This is a genomic window from Albimonas sp. (assembly GCF_055129145.1).
The window spans coordinates 1-17,380 of sequence record NZ_JBSRTQ010000095.1 but is presented as its reverse complement, the minus strand read 5'-3'; the positions used below and the strand labels follow the sequence as shown (position 1 = coordinate 17,380).

Genomic DNA, 17,380 nt, shown 5'->3' with positions numbered 1-17,380 from the left:
GTCGGCCTTGCGCCCGCGCGGCGGGGCGGCCGGCGGCGCCAGGCCGGGACGGGCGCGGGGCGGCGGCGGCGGCGGGGAGGGGCGTCAGGTCAGGTCGGCCATCGCCGCCACTTCCGCATGGCGCGGGCAGCTCAGCAGGTGGTCGTTGACCATGCCCACCGCCTGCATGAAGGCGTAGGTGATGGTCGGCCCGCAGAACCGGAACCCTTTCGATTTCAGCGCCTTGGAGATCTCGCGCGACAGCGGCGTCTCCGCCTGGGCCTCGGCCAGGCTGACATGGCTCCCCTGCAGCGGGCGACCGTCGACGAAATCCCACAGGAAGGTCGAAAACCCCTGCCCGGCCTCGAGCTCCAGCCAGGCGCGGGCGTTGCCGATGGTGGCCTCGATCTTGCCGCGGTGGCGCACGATCCCGGGGTCGCGCAGCGCGCGCTCCACCTCCGCCTCGCCCCATTCGGCGATGCGCGCGGGCTCGAACCCTTCGAAGGCCGCCCGGAACCCGTCGCGCTTGCGCAGGATGGTGATCCAGGCGAGCCCGGCCTGGAACCCGTCCAGCGCCAGCTTCTCGAACAACGCCCGCCCGTCGCGTTCGGGCACGCCCCATTCCTCGTCGTGATAGGCGACGTAGAGCGGATCGGTTCCGCACCAGGGGCAACGCTCAACCATAGCGCGAACTCCGCTTGACTCGAATCGGTACAAAAAGAGAACATGATTTCCGCGGGCCGCCAAGCGGCATCGACGACGCCGGCGCAGGAGGCTTCGGGATGGATCGGAACGGCGGAACGGATCGGGACATGGCGGCGGAAGGCGGTATGCCCGACAGGTCGGACGGGGCGACGGGGCAGGATAGGGCGGGGCAGGCTCCGGACAGGGGGCCCGCCAGCGCGCTGGCGGCGCTGCTGAGCGGGCGGCTGCGGCTCGCGCTGCAGCCGGTCCGCCCGCTCGCCGCGCCCGACCAGCTCGCCTTTCATGAAGCGCTGGCCCGCGTCCCGGGCCCGGATGGGGAGATGATCGCCGCCGGTCGCTTCGCCGAAGCGCTGGAGGCGCGGGGACTGGCCCCTCTGCTCGACCGCGCCGCGCTGGCCGGGGCGCTTCACCTGCTGGAACGGTCGCGGACGGGGCGGATCTCGGTCAACGTCTCGGCCCGCACCGTCTGCGACCCGCGCTGGATGGCCCGGCTGGAAGATGCGGCGGCCTCCGCCCCCGACATCGCCCGCCGCCTGATCGTGGAACTGACCGAGTCGGCCTTCGCCCCCGTGGCCGAGGCGCGGCGGTTCCGCGACCGGGTGGGCCGGGCCGGGCCGGCCTTTGCGCTGGACGATTTCGGGGCGGGCCACGCCGATGCGGACCTGGCCGTGGCGCTCGCCCCCGACATCATCAAGCTCGACGCCGCCCTGTGCCGTCCCGAGGCGGGGCCGGAGGGCGCGCGCCGGATCGAGACCGCGACCCGCCTCGCCGCGCGGCTGGAAGCGATGACCGTCGGCGAGGGCGTCGAGACGGCGGAGGACGCGGCCCGCCTCGCCGCGCAGGGCGTCGATGCGGCGCAGGGCTGGTGGCTGGGGCGCCCCAGCCTTGCCGCCGCCGCCTGACCACCCACGCCCTTGATCCGGAGATATGCTACGCGCCGCCCGGTAGGGCGGCGCGGTGACTATGTCTCGATCCCGGGAAAAGACCCCGTTCAGGCCGGAAGGGTCACTCGTCGCGGCTCTTGGCCAGCGAATCGAGCCGGGCCTGCATCGCTTCCAGCTGCTCCTTGAGCGAGGCGAGGTCGCTCTGCGTGCGGGCCACCGGCGGGGCGGGCGGCGCGTCGGGAGCGGCCGGCGCATCCGCGGCGCGGGGGGCTGCGAACGGCGCGAACATCCGCATCGCGTTCTCGAAGAAATCCATGTTGGACTTCGCCATCGCCTCGAAATTCGCCAGCGCCGGATTGGCGCCGAAGGCCACTGTCACCTGCTCGCGCAGCGTCTCCTGATTGCGCCCGAACGCCTCCATGGACGCCTCGAGATAGCCCGGAACCACGCCCTGGAGCGTGTCGCCATAGAGCCGGATCAGCTGACGCAGGAAGCTGATGGGCAGCATGTTCTGCCCCTTGGCCTCTTCCTCGAAGATGATCTGGGTCAGCACCGACCGGGTGATGTCCTCGCCGGTCTTGGCGTCGTAAACCACGAAATCCTGCCCGTCGCGCACCATCTGGGCCAGATGCTCGAGCGTCACGTAGCTGCTCTTGGCCGTGTTGTAGAGCCGACGATTGGCGTATTTCTTGATGGTGATCGGCGCGTCGCCCTTCGGCATATCCTTGGCCAACCGGCAGCCCTCCCAATCCCCTGCCGCCATGTCCGTGCCACGGCGCCGCAGTCCTGTCATGTCCGCGACCGTAGCGCGGTTGGCGCGGCGCCGCAAACGGAGTTTCCGCAATTGCGAAGGGGGCCTCCGCCTGAACTGCGCTCCTCGCCGCCGCGTCGCGCACCCGTCGCGTTGTGAGACGCGCGGTCCCGGTCTAGGCTGGGGACATGGCGCGAGGGGAGTCGGATACGGATGGCGCGGAGGCGCAGGCAAGCGCGGCGGGGTCGGATCGACCGCCAGCGGATGATGCGGCGCGGGCGGCCGCAGGCCGTTACCTCGACGCGTGGGATTTCAATCTGTCCGAGGTCTCGCGCCTCGGCCCGTCGGAGATCCCGCAAGGCGGCGCCGCCTTCTCCGGCGGCTGAAGCCCGAGCCGACGCGCCGCCCGAAGCCCACCGCCCCCCGCTCTCCCCTCCCGACCGACGCGGCCTGCCTTCGCCGCTGCTGGTGCATCTCGCCGCCGCCTCGGCCAGCTATGGGCAGGCCATCGCGCTCGCCTCGGCCGCCGACGACCCGCGCTTCCCCTGGACCCAGGGCGTCCGGCCCGAAGGCCGCGCCTCGGCCCGCGACCTCGGCGCGACCGGCGAGGACGCCCCCTTCGCCGTCGCCGCCGAGGCCGCGCGCCGCCTGCGCCAGATGCTCGAGGGCATCGAGCGCTATCAGGCCCATCCCTGGACCCGAGCCCTGCCCGAACCGCCCGTGGTCTGGCGCGCCGGCTCCGCCCGGCTGCTGGATTACGGGGCCGATGCGCCGCCTGGCGCCATCGCGGTCGTGGTCACGCCCTCGCTGGTCAACCGCGCCTATATCCTCGACCTGCATCCCGACCGGTCCCTGCTGCGCTGGCTCGCGGGCCAGGGGTTCCGGCCGCTGCTGCTCGACTGGGGCCTGCCGGAGGGGGTGGAGCAGGGCTTTGATCTTTCGGCCTATTTCACCGAGCGGATGCTGCCCGCGACCGAAGCCGCGGCCGAACTGACCGGCCGCCCCCCCGCCGCGCTCGGCTATTGCATGGGTGGCGCCTTCGCGGCGGCGCTGGCGGCGCGCCGTCCCGATCTTTGCGCCCGGCTCGCCCTGATCGGGGCGCCCTGGGATTTCAGCCGCCTCACCGGCATCGGCGGCGCGGTGGCGGCGCTCGCCGCGAAGGAGGGGCCGGAGGCCATCGCCGCCCGCCTCGCCGGGCTTGGCGAAGCGCTGGGCGCGGTGCCGGTCGACGCGCTGCAACTGCTCTTCGCCGCGCTGGACCCCACGCTGGCGCTGCGGAAATTCCGCCGCTACGCCGCCCTCGCCCCCGAAGATCCCAACGTGGAGATCTTCACGGCGACGGAGGACTGGCTCAACGACGGCGTCACCATGGCCGCGCCCGCCGCGCGCGACGTGGCCATCGGCTGGTACATGCGCAACCAGACCGGACGCGGCGAATGGGTGCTCGGCGGCGAGCCGGTGGTCCCCGAGGCCATCGAGGCCCCGACGCTGGCCTTCTGCTCCGCCTCCGACCGCATCGCGCCGCCCGACTGCGCCGAGGCCCTGCCCCGCGCCATCCCCGGCGCCCGCCTGCGCCGCCCGCGCACCGGCCATGTCGGCATGATCGTCGGCTCGTCGGCCCATCGCGAGGTCTGGGCTCATCTCGCGCGCTTTATCGGCGGCGACTGACGCGATAGGCTGCCCCCAACGGACCGGGAAAAGCGCCGCAGACGCGTTGACCCTGTCGACTCATCCCCGTTCGGTTGTACGTAACGACGTAGCGACAACCGAGCGGCATCCGACCCGGAGCCGGTCCCACGACCCCGGGCGACGGACGACCCTTGAACCGGCCCGCGCAGGATCCGCGCGGCGCGATACGGAGGAAGACACATGACCGATGTCGTCATCGCAGGCGGCGCCCGCACCGCTGTAGGCTCCTTCAGCGGCGTTTTCGGCGCCACCCCGGCCCATGAGCTCGGCGCCGCCGCCATCCAGGCCGCCATCGCGCGGGCCGGGATCGAGGCGGGCGAGGTCTCCGAGACCATTCTCGGCCAGGTGCTGACCGCGGCCCAGGGCCAGAACCCGGCTCGCCAGGCCCATATCCTCGCCGGTCTGCCCGAATCCGCCTCCGCCTGGGGCATCAACCAGGTCTGCGGATCGGGGCTTCGCGCCGTCGCGCTGGGCGCGCAGAACGTGATGCTCGGCGACGCCGACATCGTGGTCGCGGGCGGCCAGGAATCCATGTCCCTCTCCGCCCACGCCGCTTATCTGCGCGCGGGCAAGAAGATGGGCGACATGGAGTTCATCGACACCATGATCAAGGACGGGCTCTGGGACGCCTTCAACGGCTACCACATGGGCATCACCGCCGAGAACGTGGCGGAGAAGTTCCAGATCGGGCGCGACGCGCAGGACGAATTCGCCGTCGCCTCCCAGAACAAGGCCGAGGCCGCGCAGAAGGCCGGGCGCTTCGACGCCGAGATCGCGCCGTTCACCGTGAAGACCCGCAAGGGCGACGTCGTGATCGACAAGGACGAATACATCCGCGCCGGCGCGACGATGGAGGCGATGCAGAAGCTGCGCCCCGCCTTCAAGAAGGACGGCACGGTCACCGCCGCCAACGCGTCCGGCATCAACGACGGCGCCGCCGCCGTGGTGCTGATGAAGGCCGCCAACGCCGAGAAGCGCGGGATCGAGCCGCTGGCCCGCATCGTGAGCTACGCCACCGCCGGTCTCGACCCCAGGATCATGGGCATGGGCCCGGTTCACGCGTCCCGCAAGGCGCTGGAGAAGGCCGGCTGGAAGGTCGAGGACCTGGAGCTGATCGAGGCCAACGAGGCTTTCGCCGCCCAGGCCTGCGCCGTGAACAAGGACATGGGCTGGGATCCGTCGATCGTGAACGTGAACGGCGGCGCCATCGCCATCGGCCACCCGATCGGCGCGTCGGGGGCGCGCGTGCTGATGACGCTGCTGTTCGAGATGCAGCGCCGCGACGTGAAGAAGGGCCTCGCCACGCTCTGCATCGGCGGCGGCATGGGCGTCGCCATGTGCGTCGAGCGCGCCTGATCGCCTGAAGCCCGGCCAGCGACGCGCGTCGCTGGCCCCGCCGCCTCGCCTCAAGGCTGACTCTCAATCGCAATCCCGCGCGAACCGCGACGCAGGCCCGGCCTGCGCCTTGCGGGTTCGCGCAAGATATGAGACGGATCAACCTGGCAAGCGAAACAAAATTGCGCCGACAAAAAGCCACATCTCCGGCGCAGCGACGCCGGAGCCGACAGGAAACCGGAGGAAAACACCATGGGACGCGTTGCAGTTGTGACCGGCGGCACCCGAGGCATCGGGGCGGCGATCTCGATCGCGCTGAAGGCGGCGGGCTATGCCGTCGCGGCGAATTACGCCGGCAATGACGAGGCCGCCGCGGCCTTCAAGGCCGAGCATGGCATCGACGTCTACAAGTGGTCCGTCGCCGATTACGAGGCCTGCAAGGCCGGCATCGCCCGGATCGAGGCCGACAAGGGCCCGGTCGAGGTGCTGATCAACAACGCCGGCATCACCCGCGACGCGCCGTTCCACAAGATGACCCCGGATCACTGGAAGGCGGTGATCGACACCAACCTGACCGGCGTCTTCAACATGACGCATAACTGCTGGAACGGCATGCGCGACCGCAAGTTCGGGCGCATCGTCACCATTTCGTCGATCAACGGCCAGAAGGGGCAGTTCGCCCAGGCCAACTACTCGGCGGCCAAGGCCGGCGACATCGGCTTCACCCGGGCGCTCGCCCAGGAAGGCGCGCGCGCCAACATCACCGTCAACGTGGTGGCGCCGGGCTATATCGGCACCGACATGGTGATGGCGGTGCCCGAGAAGGTGCGCGAGCAGATCATCGGCCAGATCCCCGTCGGTCGCCTTGGCGAACCCGAGGAGATCGCGCGCTGCGTGGCCTTCCTCGCCGCGGACGAGGCGGGCTTCATCACCGGCTCGGTGATCTCGGCGAACGGCGGCCAGTTCTTCGCCTGAACGGACGGACTTCGCCGAACAGGGGGGCGGCCGGAGACGGGCGCCCCCTTTTCCATGTCGCCCGCCGCCGCGCCCCGCTCGGGCCGGGCCGCGGGCGGGCGGGTGGGGAGCCCCGGACCGAGCGGGGCGCGGCGGCGTCAGAGCCTCCGAAAGATCAGGTAATGCGGCCTGCGGTCCTCGCGCAGGGCCTTCGCCTCGTAGCGGGTCCGGTGCCAGCCGGCCCAGGGCTCGCGCCAGTCGGCGGGCCGCTCGGCGGTCCACTCGAAATCGGCATGCGCCGCCACCGCCGCCAGCGAATGGCGCACATAGTCCTCGATATCCGTCGCCACCCGCAGCTCCGCCCCCGGGCGCATCACCCGGGCGAGCAGATCCAGCTCCTCGGGGTTCATGAAGCGCCGCTTGTGGTGGCGGGTCTTGGGCCAGGGGTCGGGATAGAGCAGGAAGGCCCGGTCCACCGAACGCTCGGGCATCACCTCCATCAGGTCGCGCGCGTCGCCCGGATGCACGCGGGCGTTGGGGATCTCGCGCCGGACCATGTCGGCCACGCACATCGCCACGCCGTTGACGAAGGGCTCGCAGCCCAGCACGCCGATTTCCGGGTGGGCCTCGGCCTGGGCCAGCATGTGCTCGCCGCCGCCGAAGCCGACCTCGAGCCACAGCGGCGCCGCGCGCCCGAAGAGCGCTTCGAGGTCGATCTGGGTGCGCTCCGGGTTGTCCTCGGGCGAGACGTTGCGGGGACGGAGGTCCTCCAGCGTGGTCTCGAGATGCTGCGCCTGGCCGGCGCGCAGGGTCTTGCCATGCCGGCGGCCGTGGAAATTGCGTCGGGGGACGCGGTCTTCGCGGGGGATGAATGCGCTCATGGCGCGGCGATAGCGCGACGCGGGCGGTCCTGTCCAGCCATCCGCGCCGGTCAGCGCGCCGCGGGGGGCCTTGCGCCATCGCGCGCGTATTCCGCCATCAGACCCGACCAGGCGTCCTCCGGCGGGAAGCCGTCGAAGGCGTGCCGGGCGCCGGTGACGACGCCGGGCAGCGCCTCGTCCCGGCAGGTCTCCACCAGCGGGACCAGCCATTCGTCGCGGTCGAGCATCGTGGGACGCAGGTTCGCCAGCCCGGGAAGCAGGGAGATATAGGTGAACATCCAGCTCGCGCAGACGCCGCAGGCGCGGTGGTCGATGTCCGCGCCCTCGGCCGAGCCTCCCGGCGCGGCGCCGAGCCCCGCACGCACCGTCTCGCCCTTCGTCAGGCGAAAGCCCGGCTTCGGGATCATGATGCCCAACGAATACGGACCGCCGGCCATCCGCCGGCAGCCCTTGCAGTGGCAGGCGACCGACATCAGCGGCGGCGCCGTCACCTCGAAGCGCACCGCACCGCAACGGCAGCCGCCGGTCCAGGGCAGCGCCCAGTCCGCCGCGGGCTCGTTCGGGGATCCGCTCTCGGTCATCGCGCCGTTCCTCCTCCGGAAAACGCGCGCGCCGCCCCGGGTGAGGGGCGGCGCGCCGGGACTTTCATGCGCGCGACGCGGCCGGGCGGCGGGTTCGCCTCAGACGGCCGCCTTCAGCTCATGGATCAGGTCGGTGTTCTCCCAGGAGAACCCGCCCTCGGCATCGGGCGCCCGGCCGAAATGGCCGTAGGCGGCGGTGCGCTGGTAGATCGGCTTGTTCAGCTGCAGCTTGGTGCGGATGCCGCGGGGGCTGAGGTCCATGACCTTGGCCAACGCCGCCTCGATCTTCTCCTCCGGCACTTCGCCGGTGCCCAGCGTGTCCACGTAGATCGACAGCGGCTGGCTGACGCCGATGGCGTAGCTGAGCTGCAGCACGCATTTCTTCGCCATGCCGGCCGCCACCACGTTCTTGGCGAGGTAACGCGCCGCATAGGCGGCCGAGCGGTCGACCTTGGTCGGATCCTTGCCCGAGAACGCGCCGCCGCCATGCGGGGCCGCGCCGCCATAGGTGTCGACGATGATCTTGCGCCCCGTCAGCCCCGCGTCGCCGTCCGGCCCGCCGATGACGAACTTGCCGGTCGGGTTCACGTGCCAGACGGTGTCGGCGTTCACCCAGCCGTCAGGCAGCACGCCGAGGATCAGCGGCTCCACCCGCTCGCGCACCATGGCCGAGGTCAGGCTCGCGTCCAGATGCTGGGTCGACAGCACGATGGAGGTGATCCCCACCGGCATCCCGTTCTCGTAGCGCACGGTCAGCTGGGACTTGGCGTCGGGGCCGAGCCAGCCATGCTCGCCGGACTTGCGCACCTCCGCCAGCTTCTTGAGCATGGCGTGGGCGTAGTGGATGGGCGCGGGCATCAGCGCCTCGGTCTCGTCCGAGGCGTAGCCGAACATGATCCCCTGATCGCCCGCGCCTTCGTCCTTGTTGCCGGCCGCGTCGACGCCCTGGGCGATGTCGGCGGACTGGGCGTGCAGGTAGTTGTCGACCTTCAGGTTGGCCCAGTGGAAGCCGTCCTGCTCATAGCCGATGTCCTTCACGCAGTTGCGCGCGATCTCCTCGACCGCGCGGATCACGTCGCCGGGGCCGCGGACCTCGCCGCCGATCACCACCCGGTCGGTGGTGGCGAAGGTCTCGCAGGCGACGCGGGACACGGGATCGGCCGCCAGGAACGCATCGAGCACGGCATCCGAAATGCGGTCGCAGACCTTGTCAGGGTGACCTTCGGAAACGGATTCCGAGGTGAAAAGATAGCTGTCCCGAGCCAAGTGACGCTCCTTCGAGGGATTCCGCGCAAGCGCGCGGAAAGGTTGCAACCGCGTTCAGGCCCTTGACTAAACAGTACGGGGATACGGGGTCAAGCGAAGCCCCAGCCGTTCCGTCGCCTTGTAGACAAAGGGCGGATCAGCCGCGCCTGCGGCCACGGACGGCGGTCCCGGCGACGGCGAGCAGCGCCAGCAGCGGCGCCGCCATCCACGGCAGATCGCCGGTCCTTGCGTAAGGCGTGGGCGGCAGCGCGGGGGGCAGCGCCGCCTGCAGGGCGCCGGCCTCGTTCAGCCCGAGCCGCGCGATCACGCGGCCCTTGGCGTCGATCATCGCCGAGACGCCGGTATTCGCCGCGCGCGCCAGCGGCAGCCCCTGCTCGATCGCCCGCATCCGCGCCTGATGGAAATGCTGCCAGGGCCCCGAAGACGTCCCGAACCAGGCGTCGTTGGTGATCTGCACGATCCAGGCGGGGCGCTCGCCCGGCGCGGCGGAGGGCATCTCGTGGGGAAAGATGGTCTCGTAGCAGATCTGGGCGGCGAAGGGCGGCAGGCCCTCGACCCGCTGCACCGGGTCGTCCTCGCCGGGCACGAAGCCGCCGTTCTCGCCGACCAGCGGGCCGAGGCCGAGAGACGACAGCATGTCGAAGAACGGCAGATACTCGCCGAAGGGCACCAGATGCCGCTTGTCGTAGCGCGCGACCAGCACGCCGTCGGCATTCATCGCCTCCAGCGCGTTCCGCCAGCCGGGCCGCCCGTCGCCGCCCTTGGCGATCCGCCTCGCGCCGAGGATGGAGACGGCGCCCCGTGCGCTTTCGGCGATCATGGCGCGGGCCTCAGGCTCCCCATCGAGCAGCCACGGCACCGCGGTTTCCGGCCAGATCACCACATCGGCTTCAGGCTGATCGGGGCCGGGGGCCGAGAGGCTGCGCAGACGGGCGAAGATGCGGGGGACTTCGGCCGGATCCCATTTGGCGCGCTGGGCGGCGTTGGGCTGGACGAGGCGCACCTGCGGCGCGTCGGGGGCGTCCGGGTCGAGGACGGCGAGCCGCTCCGCCCCCCACATCCACCCGGCGACGAGCGTTCCCACGGCGACCGTCGCCCAGGCCAGCGTGACCCGCAGGGCCGGGCGGGGGGCGGTCAGGAACGGGATCGCCGGCAGCCCCGCCGCCAGCACGACCAGAAACCCCAGCATGTGCGGGCCGAAGAGCGACGCCGTCTGGGCGACCGGCGTGTCGGCGAAAGCGTAGGCGGTGAGCGCCCAGGGAAAGCCGGTCAGCACATGGGCGCGGGCGAATTCGGCGAGGGTCAGCGCCGCGGCGAAGGCGAGCGGCGCGGCCGGCCCAAGGGCGCCGGAGCGGCGGGCGAGCCAGGCGGCGCCCCCCCAGAACAGGCCCAGCCCCGCCGCCAGCCCGGCGATGGCGAAGGGCGCCATCCAGCCGTGGCGGGCGATGTCGACAAGGAACGCCTCGGCCACCCAGTAGAGCCCGGTGAGGAAATAGCCGGCGCCGGCGGCCCAGCCGAGCCCGAAGGCCTCGCGCCGCTCGCCCCGCCCGAAAATCAGGACCAGCAGCGCCGGGATGGCGGCGAAGACCAGCGGCCAGGCGAAGACCGGCGCCTGGGCGAGCGTCAGCGCCACGCCGCAGAGCCCCGCGAGCCAGAGCCGACGGCGGCGGGAGGCGCGCGCGGCGCGGTCGGCGTCGGAAAGGGGCGGGCGGCTCATAGGGGGATCCGTTCGGAAGAGGAGCGCCGATCGCGCGGCGGGGGCGGCGGCGAGGCCCTTCCCCTCCCTGCGCCGGCGTCAGGCCTGGATGGGGCGCGTCAGGGGCGCCCGGGAGTCAGCCTGACATTCGGAGCGAGGACCGGCCGTCGACAAGAGGAAGGCAGGCCGGTCCCGGAGCCTGCGCGCCGCGGGGCACGGGCCCGTCGCCGAGACGTCATTCGGCGGCCTGCGCCTCCTGCGCCGGCCCCGACCCTGTCGCGGCATCCGATCCGGACGACGCCAGCGCCGCATCGCCCAGCTTCAGCCGAACCCGCAGCCGCTTGATCCGGCGGGGGTCGGCGTCCAGCACCTCGAATTCGTGGCCCTCGGGATGGACGATCACCTCGCCCCGCTCCGGCACCCGGTCGGCCAGCATGAAGACCAGGCCGCCGAGCGTGTCGACATCCTCGTCCAGCTCGTCCGACAGCAGGTCGACCCCGGCCTCGGCCTCGAATTCCGGGATCTCCAGCCGGGCCGCGCAGATGTAGATGCCGTCCGCCTCCTTGCGCCAGGCGAAGGCGTCCGCGACGTCATGCTCGTCCTCGATGTCGCCGACGATCTGCTCCAGCACGTCCTCGATGGTCACCAGCCCGTCGACGCCGCCGTATTCGTCGATGACCAGCGCCATGTGCATCCGCCCGCCCTGCATCTTCTGCAGCAGCGCCTCGATCGGCATCGAGGGCGGCACGTAGAGCATCGGGCGCACCAGCGGGCGCAGGTCCAGCGGCTCGGACGGGGCGCCGTTGAAGCCGAAGCGCAGCGCCAGGTCCTTGAGGTGGATGAACCCCAGCGGATCGTCGAGCGTGTCGCGATAGACCGGCAGCCGCGTGTGGCGGGTGTGACGGAAGGCGGCGACCAGATCCTCGAGTCCGGTGGCCAGATCCACCGCCTCGATATCGGCGCGGGGCACCATCACGTCGATCACCCGCAGCTCGCGTAGGCGGCGCACATTGACCAGCATCGCGCGTTCGCCGGCGCTGGAGGCGGCCGGGGCCGCATCCTGCTCAGCCTCGTCCGCGCCGCCTCGGCGGCCGAACAGGCGGGAGATCAGGGACGGCGAGGGCCCGCCGTCTTCCGGGGCATCCGCATTGCGGCCGGACGACGAGGCGTCGTCCCGGTTCCGCGGCTTGCCTTGCGGCGCGACCTGATCCAGGTCGGCCGAACTTCGATCAGCGTCCATCGCTCCTTGCCTTCTTGGCGCCGGCGTCGGGCCGGGCCTCCTGCGCGAGATAAGGGTCGGCGTGCCCCGCGGCAAGCAAAGCCTGCGACTCCAGCCCTTCCATCAGGCGGGCGTCGCCGTCGCGCTCGTGGTCGTATCCCAGCAGATGCAGCGTACCATGAAGCGCCAGGCGACGGACATGGTCGGATATCGCAAGGCCCTGCGCCTCCGCCTCCGCCGCCACCGTCTCCCAGGCCAGCGCCACGTCGCCGAGGCTTTCGGGCTCCCCCCCCCAGGGCCCGTCGGTCTCGGGCGGGGGGGGCGGCGCGGGGCGCGCGCCATCGGGGCCGCCCGCCGCCTCGGCCCGCAGTTCGTGCGCGGGCCAGGACAGCACGTTGGTGGGCGCGGCCTTGCCGCGGAAGGATTCGTTGAGCCGCGACACCACATCGTCATCGGCGAAGAGGAAGCTCACCGACCAGCCCGCAGGGTCGATCCCGGCCACCCCGAGCGCGAGGTTGGCCGCGTCGCGGGCCAGCGCCTCCACCCCGTCCTCGTCGCCCAGCGCTTCGGCCCAGCGCTCATCCTCGAGCGACAGCTCGATGGCGATGCCGGATGCGAGCTCCGGCCCGGCTTCAGCGGCTGGGGCGGCCATCGATCCCCTCCCGCCGGCCTTCTTCGCCGTATTCGGCGTCATAGGCCTCGATGATCCGCTGCACCATCGGGTGGCGCACCACATCCGCCGCCTTGAAGCGGGTGAGGCCCACGCCCTTCACGTTCTCCAGCAGCCGCACCGCCTGATCGAGGCCCGAGCGCACGCCGCGCGGCAGGTCGATCTGGGTGAGGTCGCCGTTGATCGACATGCGCGAGCCCTCGCCCAGCCGGGTGAGGAACATCTTCATCTGCATCTCGGTGGCGTTCTGCGCCTCGTCGAGCACCACGAAGGCGTTCGACAGCGTGCGTCCGCGCATGAAGGCCAGCGGCGCGATCTCGATCTTCTTGTCGAGAATGGCCTTCTGCACCTGGCCCGGCGGCAGCAGGTCGTTGAGCGAGTCGTAGAGCGGCTGCATGTAAGGGTCGATCTTCTCCTTCATGTCGCCGGGCAGGAAGCCGAGCCGTTCGCCCGCCTCCACCGCCGGACGCGAAAGGACGATCCGGTCGACCCGGCCCTCCAGCCACATCGAGACGCCGACCGCGACCGCGAGATAGGTCTTGCCGGTGCCGGCGGGCCCGACGCCGAACACCAGTTCCTTGTCGAACAGCGCCCGCACATAATCGCGCTGGGCCGCGGTGCGCGGCTCGACGGTCTTTTTGCGGGTGCGGATCTCCAGCTTGCCGCCGGCGAACATTTCCAGCTGGTTTTCGCGGGGCGGCGCCCCGGCTTCGGAGGCGGGAGGAACTTCCGCGCCGAAGCGGAGCGCGGCATCGACGTCGCCCGGCTCCACCGGCCGGCCCTGCTCGAGCCGGAGGTAGAGCGCGCTGAGCGCTTCGGCCGCGCGCGTCCGGGCGGCGGGCTCGCCGAGGATGGCGAGCACGTTGCCCCGGCGCAGGATCTGCACCGTCAGCGCCTGCTCGACATGGGCGAGATGCCGGTCGAAGGCGCCGCAGAGCGAGGCCAGCAGGGTGTTGTCAGGGAAATCCAGCAGCGTCTCGGAGAGCGCGCCGGGCATTGCGGGGTCTTCGCTGGACAGGGTCCGGCGGCCGGATTCGGCGGACAGAACAAACTGCGCCAAGGGCTCTCCATCTGGATGAACGCCGCGCCCGATCAGCGTCGGACGTTCCCCAAGGGTGGCGCATGGACGGGCCGCGGGCAAGCCGAAATCCGGCATCCGCGACGATGCGCGGTCCGACGGCCCGCATGACGTTGCGATGCGCGATCCTGCGTTCGGATCGGGCGGGCCGGGTCGGCAGGGCGCGGAGGACCGGGAGCGGAGACCGGTCCGCAGCTCAGTTGGGCTTGCGTCCGGCCCAGGGCAACGGGGCGACGGGGATGCCGTCCTCGATCAGTTCGCGGGCCTCGTCGCGGGTGGCTTCGCCGTAGATCGGCCGGTCCGCGGCTTCGCCCTCGTGCATTTCGCGCGCGAGGCGCGGGAAGTCGCGGCCGACATTCTCGGCCGTGGCCTCGACCTTCTCGCGCAGCGCCCGCAAAGCCGCCTCGATCGGCGAGCCGGGGGCCGAGAGCATGGTGGCCCGGTCCTCCGCCGGCGCGGGGGCCGGGGCGGAGGCGAGGGGGCGGGCTTCCGCCTCCGCCGGCGTGGCCGCCTTGCGGCGGGCGGTGGCGACCTGCGGGGCCATCAGGGCCTTGTCCACCTCCGGATGGCCGCAGACCGCGCAGTTCAGCCCGCCGGCGGACTTGAGCCGCTCATAGGTCTCGGCCGACTGGAACCAGCTGTCGAAATCGTGGCCATCGGCGCAGCGCAGCGTGTAGCGGATCATGTCCGGGCCTTCCCTGGTCGTCCGGCGCAAGGGCGGGAACCCGGGCGCGGAGCGATTCGCGGGCCCGATCCCCTGCCGGGCCGCGGGGGATACATATGTGACGCCCGTGCGAAGGCAAACCCGCTTCGCGTCGCGGCGCGGGCGTGCTAACCCCGGCCCGTTGCGGGACGAATGCGCGGCTCCCTGCGTGGTCCCCCTTCTCGGGGCGCAGACGAAAGGACGGTTTCGGGCATGGATTTCTGGACGCAGCGCGGCGGACGCCTGGGCGCGGCCGCCGCCGGCATCGCCGCGGCGCTGGTCGCCCAGTCCGCCGGATGGGGACAGGAGGGGCAGGCCGCCGCCGGCCTCGCCGCCGCCCTCGTCGCCGCCTTCGGCCTCCCCAACGCCGCCGCCGTCCGCCGCGCCGCCGTGATCTCCGCCCAGCGCCCCGCAGCGGCCTCCGAGACCGCGCGCGGCGGGCCCGCGTCGGACCTCGAGCCCGGGCTGGGGCGCGCCGCGCTCGACCGGCTGCCGCTCGCCCTGCTGCTGATCGACGGGGCCGGCATGGTGATCTACGCCAACGCCGCCGCCCGCCTCCTGTTCGAGCGGCTGCGCGTCGGCGAGCACTATTCGATGTCCTTCCGCGCCCCCGACATGCTCGACGCCCTCGCCGAGGCGTTGGCCGGCGCCGGGCCGCGCGGCTTCGACTTCACCCTGCATGGCGACCGCAACCGGGTGCTCTCCGCCCATGTCGACGGCGGCGGCACCGGCGCGCCCCGCGGCGGGCGGCGCGTGCTGTGCCTGTTCACCGACCGCACCCAGGACCTGCGCCTCGCACGGATGCGCACGGATTTCATCGCCAATGCGAGCCATGAGCTGCGCACCCCGCTCAGCTCGATCAAGGGCTTCATCGAGACCCTGCAGGGCCCGGCCCGCGACGACGAGGCGGCGCGCGAACGCTTCCTCGGCATCATGCAGGCCCAGGCGGAGCGGATGCAGCGGCTGGTCGACGACCTGCTGTCCCTGAACCGGATCGAGCTGAACGAACATGTGGCCCCGACCGAACTGGTCGATCTGGGCGAAATCGCGCGCGAGACCGCCGAAAGCCTCGGGCCGATGGCGGACGAGCGCGGCATGACCATCGCGGTCGACCTGCCCCCTCGCGGCCCGGTGGTGCGCGGCGACCGGGATCAGCTGATCCAGGCCATCGGCAACCTGCTGGAGAACGGGCTGAAATACGGCGGCGCCGGGCCGGTGGAGCTGAACCGCGCCCCCGCCACCCCCGACCATCCCGGCATGGTCGGCCTGCGCGTGCGCGACCATGGCGAGGGCGTGCCGGCCGAGCATATCCCGCGGCTGACCGAGCGCTTCTACCGCGTGTCGATCAAGCGCAGCCGCAGCCAGGGGGGCACCGGGCTCGGCCTCGCCATCGTCAAGCACATCCTGTCGCGCCACCGCGGCGAGCTGTCGATCGAGAGCACGCCGGGCGAGGGCGCAAGTTTCACATTGTGGCTGCCCGCCGACGCCGCCTCCCGTGCCGGACGGGTCGGGGAACAGTCCGAGGCCGGGGCGGACGCCTGAGACCCTCGACGGTGACCCGGACCGACGCCTGGGCCGGGAAAAATCCGCGCAGATCGGCAGGTTGCCCCAACGGGCGACACAAGACTGCAACAGGAATGGGCTAGGCTCGGGCTTCACCCCTTCCTCACCCGGTCCCCATGTTCCAGCGTTCGCCTCCCCCCCCGCCGCCCATCGCCGCCGAGCCCAGCCGGCGGCACATCGTGTCGGCCTTCGACGAGGACCTGACCGGGGTCGTCGCCCTGACCCTGCGGCTCGGCGGCCAGGCGGAGGCGCTGACCGACCTCGCCCTGCGCGCGATGGAGACCGGGGACCCCGCGCTCGCCGAAGAGGCCGCGGGCCGTCGCGCCCGGATCGTGGATTTCGCCCGCTCCGCCACCACCTCGGCCGCCTTCGTGCTGGCGCTGCGCCAGCCGATGGCCGCGGATCTGCGGCTGGTGCTGGCGGCGCTGCGCATGATCCCGGCGCTGGAGCGGACCGGGGAGCTCGCCGCCAACATCGCCGCCCGCGGGGCGGAGCTCAGGCGCGCGGGCGCCGCCGCCGCGGGCGCGGGCCCCGATGATTTCGACATGGCGCTGCGCCGCTTCGGGGGACGGGCGCTGGCCCAGCTCTCCATGGCGCTGTCGGCGCATCAGTCGCGCGACGCGGCCCGGGCCCGCGCGGTCTGGCGGCGGGACGCGGCGCTGGACGCGCATTTCTCCTCGCTGCTCGACAGCCTGGTGGCGGGGATGGCGGAGCGCCCGCAGGACGTCGCCCGCTTCGCCCAGCGCCTGTTCCTCGCCAAGGATCTGGAGCGGATCGGCGACCAGGCCCGGCGCATCGCCGCCGCGTCGTGGTGGATGCAGTCGGGGCGGGAGATCGACGACGCCTCGCCGCCTCCCGCCCCCGGCGACACGGCGCCGGACGCGGACTGATCCGACCCCGATCCCGCCGGCCCGGAACACCCCCCCCGAACGCGACGCCGTCGCGCCCGAGGTCGGGCGCGACGGCGGGTCCGGGGTCGCATCGAGCCGGCCCCCCACGGCGCCCGGCCCTCAGGCTCAGCGGCTGCGGGAACGGTCGCGCCGGGCGCTCATCGGCTGGAAGGCGATGGCGACATGGCCTTCGCAATACGGCTTGCCGGCGATCGAGGGCAGGCCGCAGAAGAAGAAGTCGTCCGTCGCCGGGTCGCCGATCGGCCATTTGCAGGTGCGCTCGGTGAGTTGAAGCAGGTCGAGCCTGCGGGCGCGCTTCTCCACCTCCTCCAGGTTGCGCCGGGCCTCTTCGGAGACCTCGGAGACCTGCGGCGGCTGCGGACCGTTGGGCGGAATCGCCGGCATCACCCGCGGCGCGGGGCGCTCGACCGCCTCCGGCGCGGCGGCGACCACCGGCTCGGGGGCCGCCGCGGGCTCGGGCCGCGGGGCGGGCGCAGGCTCGGCGGCTGCGACCGGCGCAGCCTCGGGCGCCGGGC

At 72.3% G+C, this 17,380-nt stretch carries 17 protein-coding genes; 6 read left to right on the top strand and 11 right to left on the bottom strand.

Going from position 1 to position 17,380, the window contains the following annotated elements:
- Positions 1-84: 84 nt before the first annotated feature.
- Positions 85-663 (bottom strand): DNA-3-methyladenine glycosylase I, encoded by a 579-nt coding sequence (locus tag ACTB72_RS14780; RefSeq protein ID WP_463037766.1) that lies wholly within the window; start codon positions 661-663, stop codon positions 85-87.
- 146 nt (positions 664-809) lie between these two features.
- Between ACTB72_RS14780 and ACTB72_RS14775 the strand changes: the two genes are divergently transcribed.
- A complete protein-coding gene (locus ACTB72_RS14775; RefSeq protein WP_463037765.1) occupies positions 810-1,586 on the top strand; it encodes an EAL domain-containing protein in 777 nt (258 codons plus the stop codon).
- Between the two features lie 103 nt (positions 1,587-1,689).
- Here the strand turns inward: ACTB72_RS14775 and phaR are convergent, their stop codons facing one another.
- Positions 1,690-2,301: a polyhydroxyalkanoate synthesis repressor PhaR gene (gene phaR / locus ACTB72_RS14770; RefSeq protein WP_463037764.1), complete on the bottom strand. Its 612-nt coding sequence runs from the start codon at positions 2,299-2,301 to the stop codon at positions 1,690-1,692.
- A 486-nt stretch (positions 2,302-2,787) separates the two neighbouring features.
- Here phaR and ACTB72_RS14765 point away from each other — a divergent pair, with 486 nt between their 5' ends.
- The 3 genes from ACTB72_RS14765 to phbB all read left to right on the top strand — a co-directional run bounded on the left by ACTB72_RS14765 (position 2,788) and on the right by phbB (position 6,318).
- Complete coding sequence (locus ACTB72_RS14765; RefSeq protein ID WP_463037763.1) at positions 2,788-3,987, top strand: alpha/beta fold hydrolase; 1,200 nt, start codon at positions 2,788-2,790, stop codon at positions 3,985-3,987.
- A gap of 201 nt (positions 3,988-4,188) precedes the next feature.
- A complete protein-coding gene (locus ACTB72_RS14760; RefSeq protein WP_463037762.1) occupies positions 4,189-5,364 on the top strand; it encodes an acetyl-CoA C-acetyltransferase in 1,176 nt (391 codons plus the stop codon).
- A gap of 231 nt (positions 5,365-5,595) precedes the next feature.
- A complete protein-coding gene (phbB, locus tag ACTB72_RS14755) occupies positions 5,596-6,318 on the top strand; it encodes an acetoacetyl-CoA reductase (RefSeq protein WP_463037761.1) in 723 nt (240 codons plus the stop codon).
- A 137-nt stretch (positions 6,319-6,455) separates the two neighbouring features.
- On the opposite strand, the gene trmB is transcribed toward phbB, so the two are convergent.
- The 8 genes from trmB to ACTB72_RS14715 all read right to left on the bottom strand — a co-directional run bounded on the left by trmB (position 6,456) and on the right by ACTB72_RS14715 (position 14,373).
- Positions 6,456-7,178: a tRNA (guanosine(46)-N7)-methyltransferase TrmB gene (gene trmB / locus ACTB72_RS14750; RefSeq protein ID WP_463037760.1), complete on the bottom strand. Its 723-nt coding sequence runs from the start codon at positions 7,176-7,178 to the stop codon at positions 6,456-6,458.
- A gap of 50 nt (positions 7,179-7,228) precedes the next feature.
- Positions 7,229-7,759: a GFA family protein gene (locus ACTB72_RS14745; RefSeq protein ID WP_463037759.1), complete on the bottom strand. Its 531-nt coding sequence runs from the start codon at positions 7,757-7,759 to the stop codon at positions 7,229-7,231.
- Between the two features lie 99 nt (positions 7,760-7,858).
- Positions 7,859-9,025 (bottom strand): methionine adenosyltransferase, encoded by a 1,167-nt coding sequence (gene metK / locus ACTB72_RS14740; protein ID WP_463037758.1) that lies wholly within the window; start codon positions 9,023-9,025, stop codon positions 7,859-7,861.
- A 136-nt stretch (positions 9,026-9,161) separates the two neighbouring features.
- On the bottom strand, positions 9,162-10,742 hold the full coding sequence (gene lnt, locus ACTB72_RS14735) for an apolipoprotein N-acyltransferase (protein ID WP_463037757.1): 1,581 nt from the start codon (positions 10,740-10,742) through the stop codon (positions 9,162-9,164).
- Positions 10,743-10,956: 214 nt separating this feature from the next.
- Positions 10,957-11,961 carry a hemolysin family protein gene (locus tag ACTB72_RS14730; protein WP_463037756.1) on the bottom strand — a complete coding sequence of 335 codons (1,005 nt, stop codon included), beginning with the start codon at positions 11,959-11,961 and terminating at the stop codon, positions 10,957-10,959.
- Entirely contained in the window at positions 11,951-12,592 is a 642-nt protein-coding gene (ybeY, locus tag ACTB72_RS14725) for an rRNA maturation RNase YbeY (RefSeq protein WP_463037755.1), read from the bottom strand. The genes ACTB72_RS14730 and ybeY overlap by 11 nt, the downstream gene beginning before the upstream one ends.
- On the bottom strand, positions 12,573-13,607 hold the full coding sequence (locus tag ACTB72_RS14720; RefSeq protein WP_463037767.1) for a PhoH family protein: 1,035 nt from the start codon (positions 13,605-13,607) through the stop codon (positions 12,573-12,575). Before ACTB72_RS14720 ends, ybeY begins: the two co-directional genes overlap by 20 nt.
- Before the next feature lie 277 nt (positions 13,608-13,884).
- Positions 13,885-14,373, bottom strand: a complete 489-nt coding sequence (locus tag ACTB72_RS14715) for a DUF1178 family protein (protein ID WP_463037754.1) — start codon at positions 14,371-14,373, stop codon at positions 13,885-13,887.
- A 231-nt stretch (positions 14,374-14,604) separates the two neighbouring features.
- Here ACTB72_RS14715 and ACTB72_RS14710 point away from each other — a divergent pair, with 231 nt between their 5' ends.
- Together ACTB72_RS14710 and ACTB72_RS14705 are read left to right on the top strand one after the other, a co-directional pair.
- On the top strand, positions 14,605-15,933 hold the full coding sequence (locus ACTB72_RS14710; protein WP_463037753.1) for a sensor histidine kinase: 1,329 nt from the start codon (positions 14,605-14,607) through the stop codon (positions 15,931-15,933).
- A 200-nt stretch (positions 15,934-16,133) separates the two neighbouring features.
- On the top strand, positions 16,134-16,844 hold the full coding sequence (locus tag ACTB72_RS14705) for a phosphate signaling complex PhoU family protein (protein WP_463037752.1): 711 nt from the start codon (positions 16,134-16,136) through the stop codon (positions 16,842-16,844).
- Between the two features lie 126 nt (positions 16,845-16,970).
- On the opposite strand, the gene ACTB72_RS14700 is transcribed toward ACTB72_RS14705, so the two are convergent.
- Positions 16,971-17,380 (bottom strand): GcrA family cell cycle regulator (locus tag ACTB72_RS14700; RefSeq protein ID WP_463037751.1); only part of this gene is annotated, 410 nt, incomplete at its 5' end.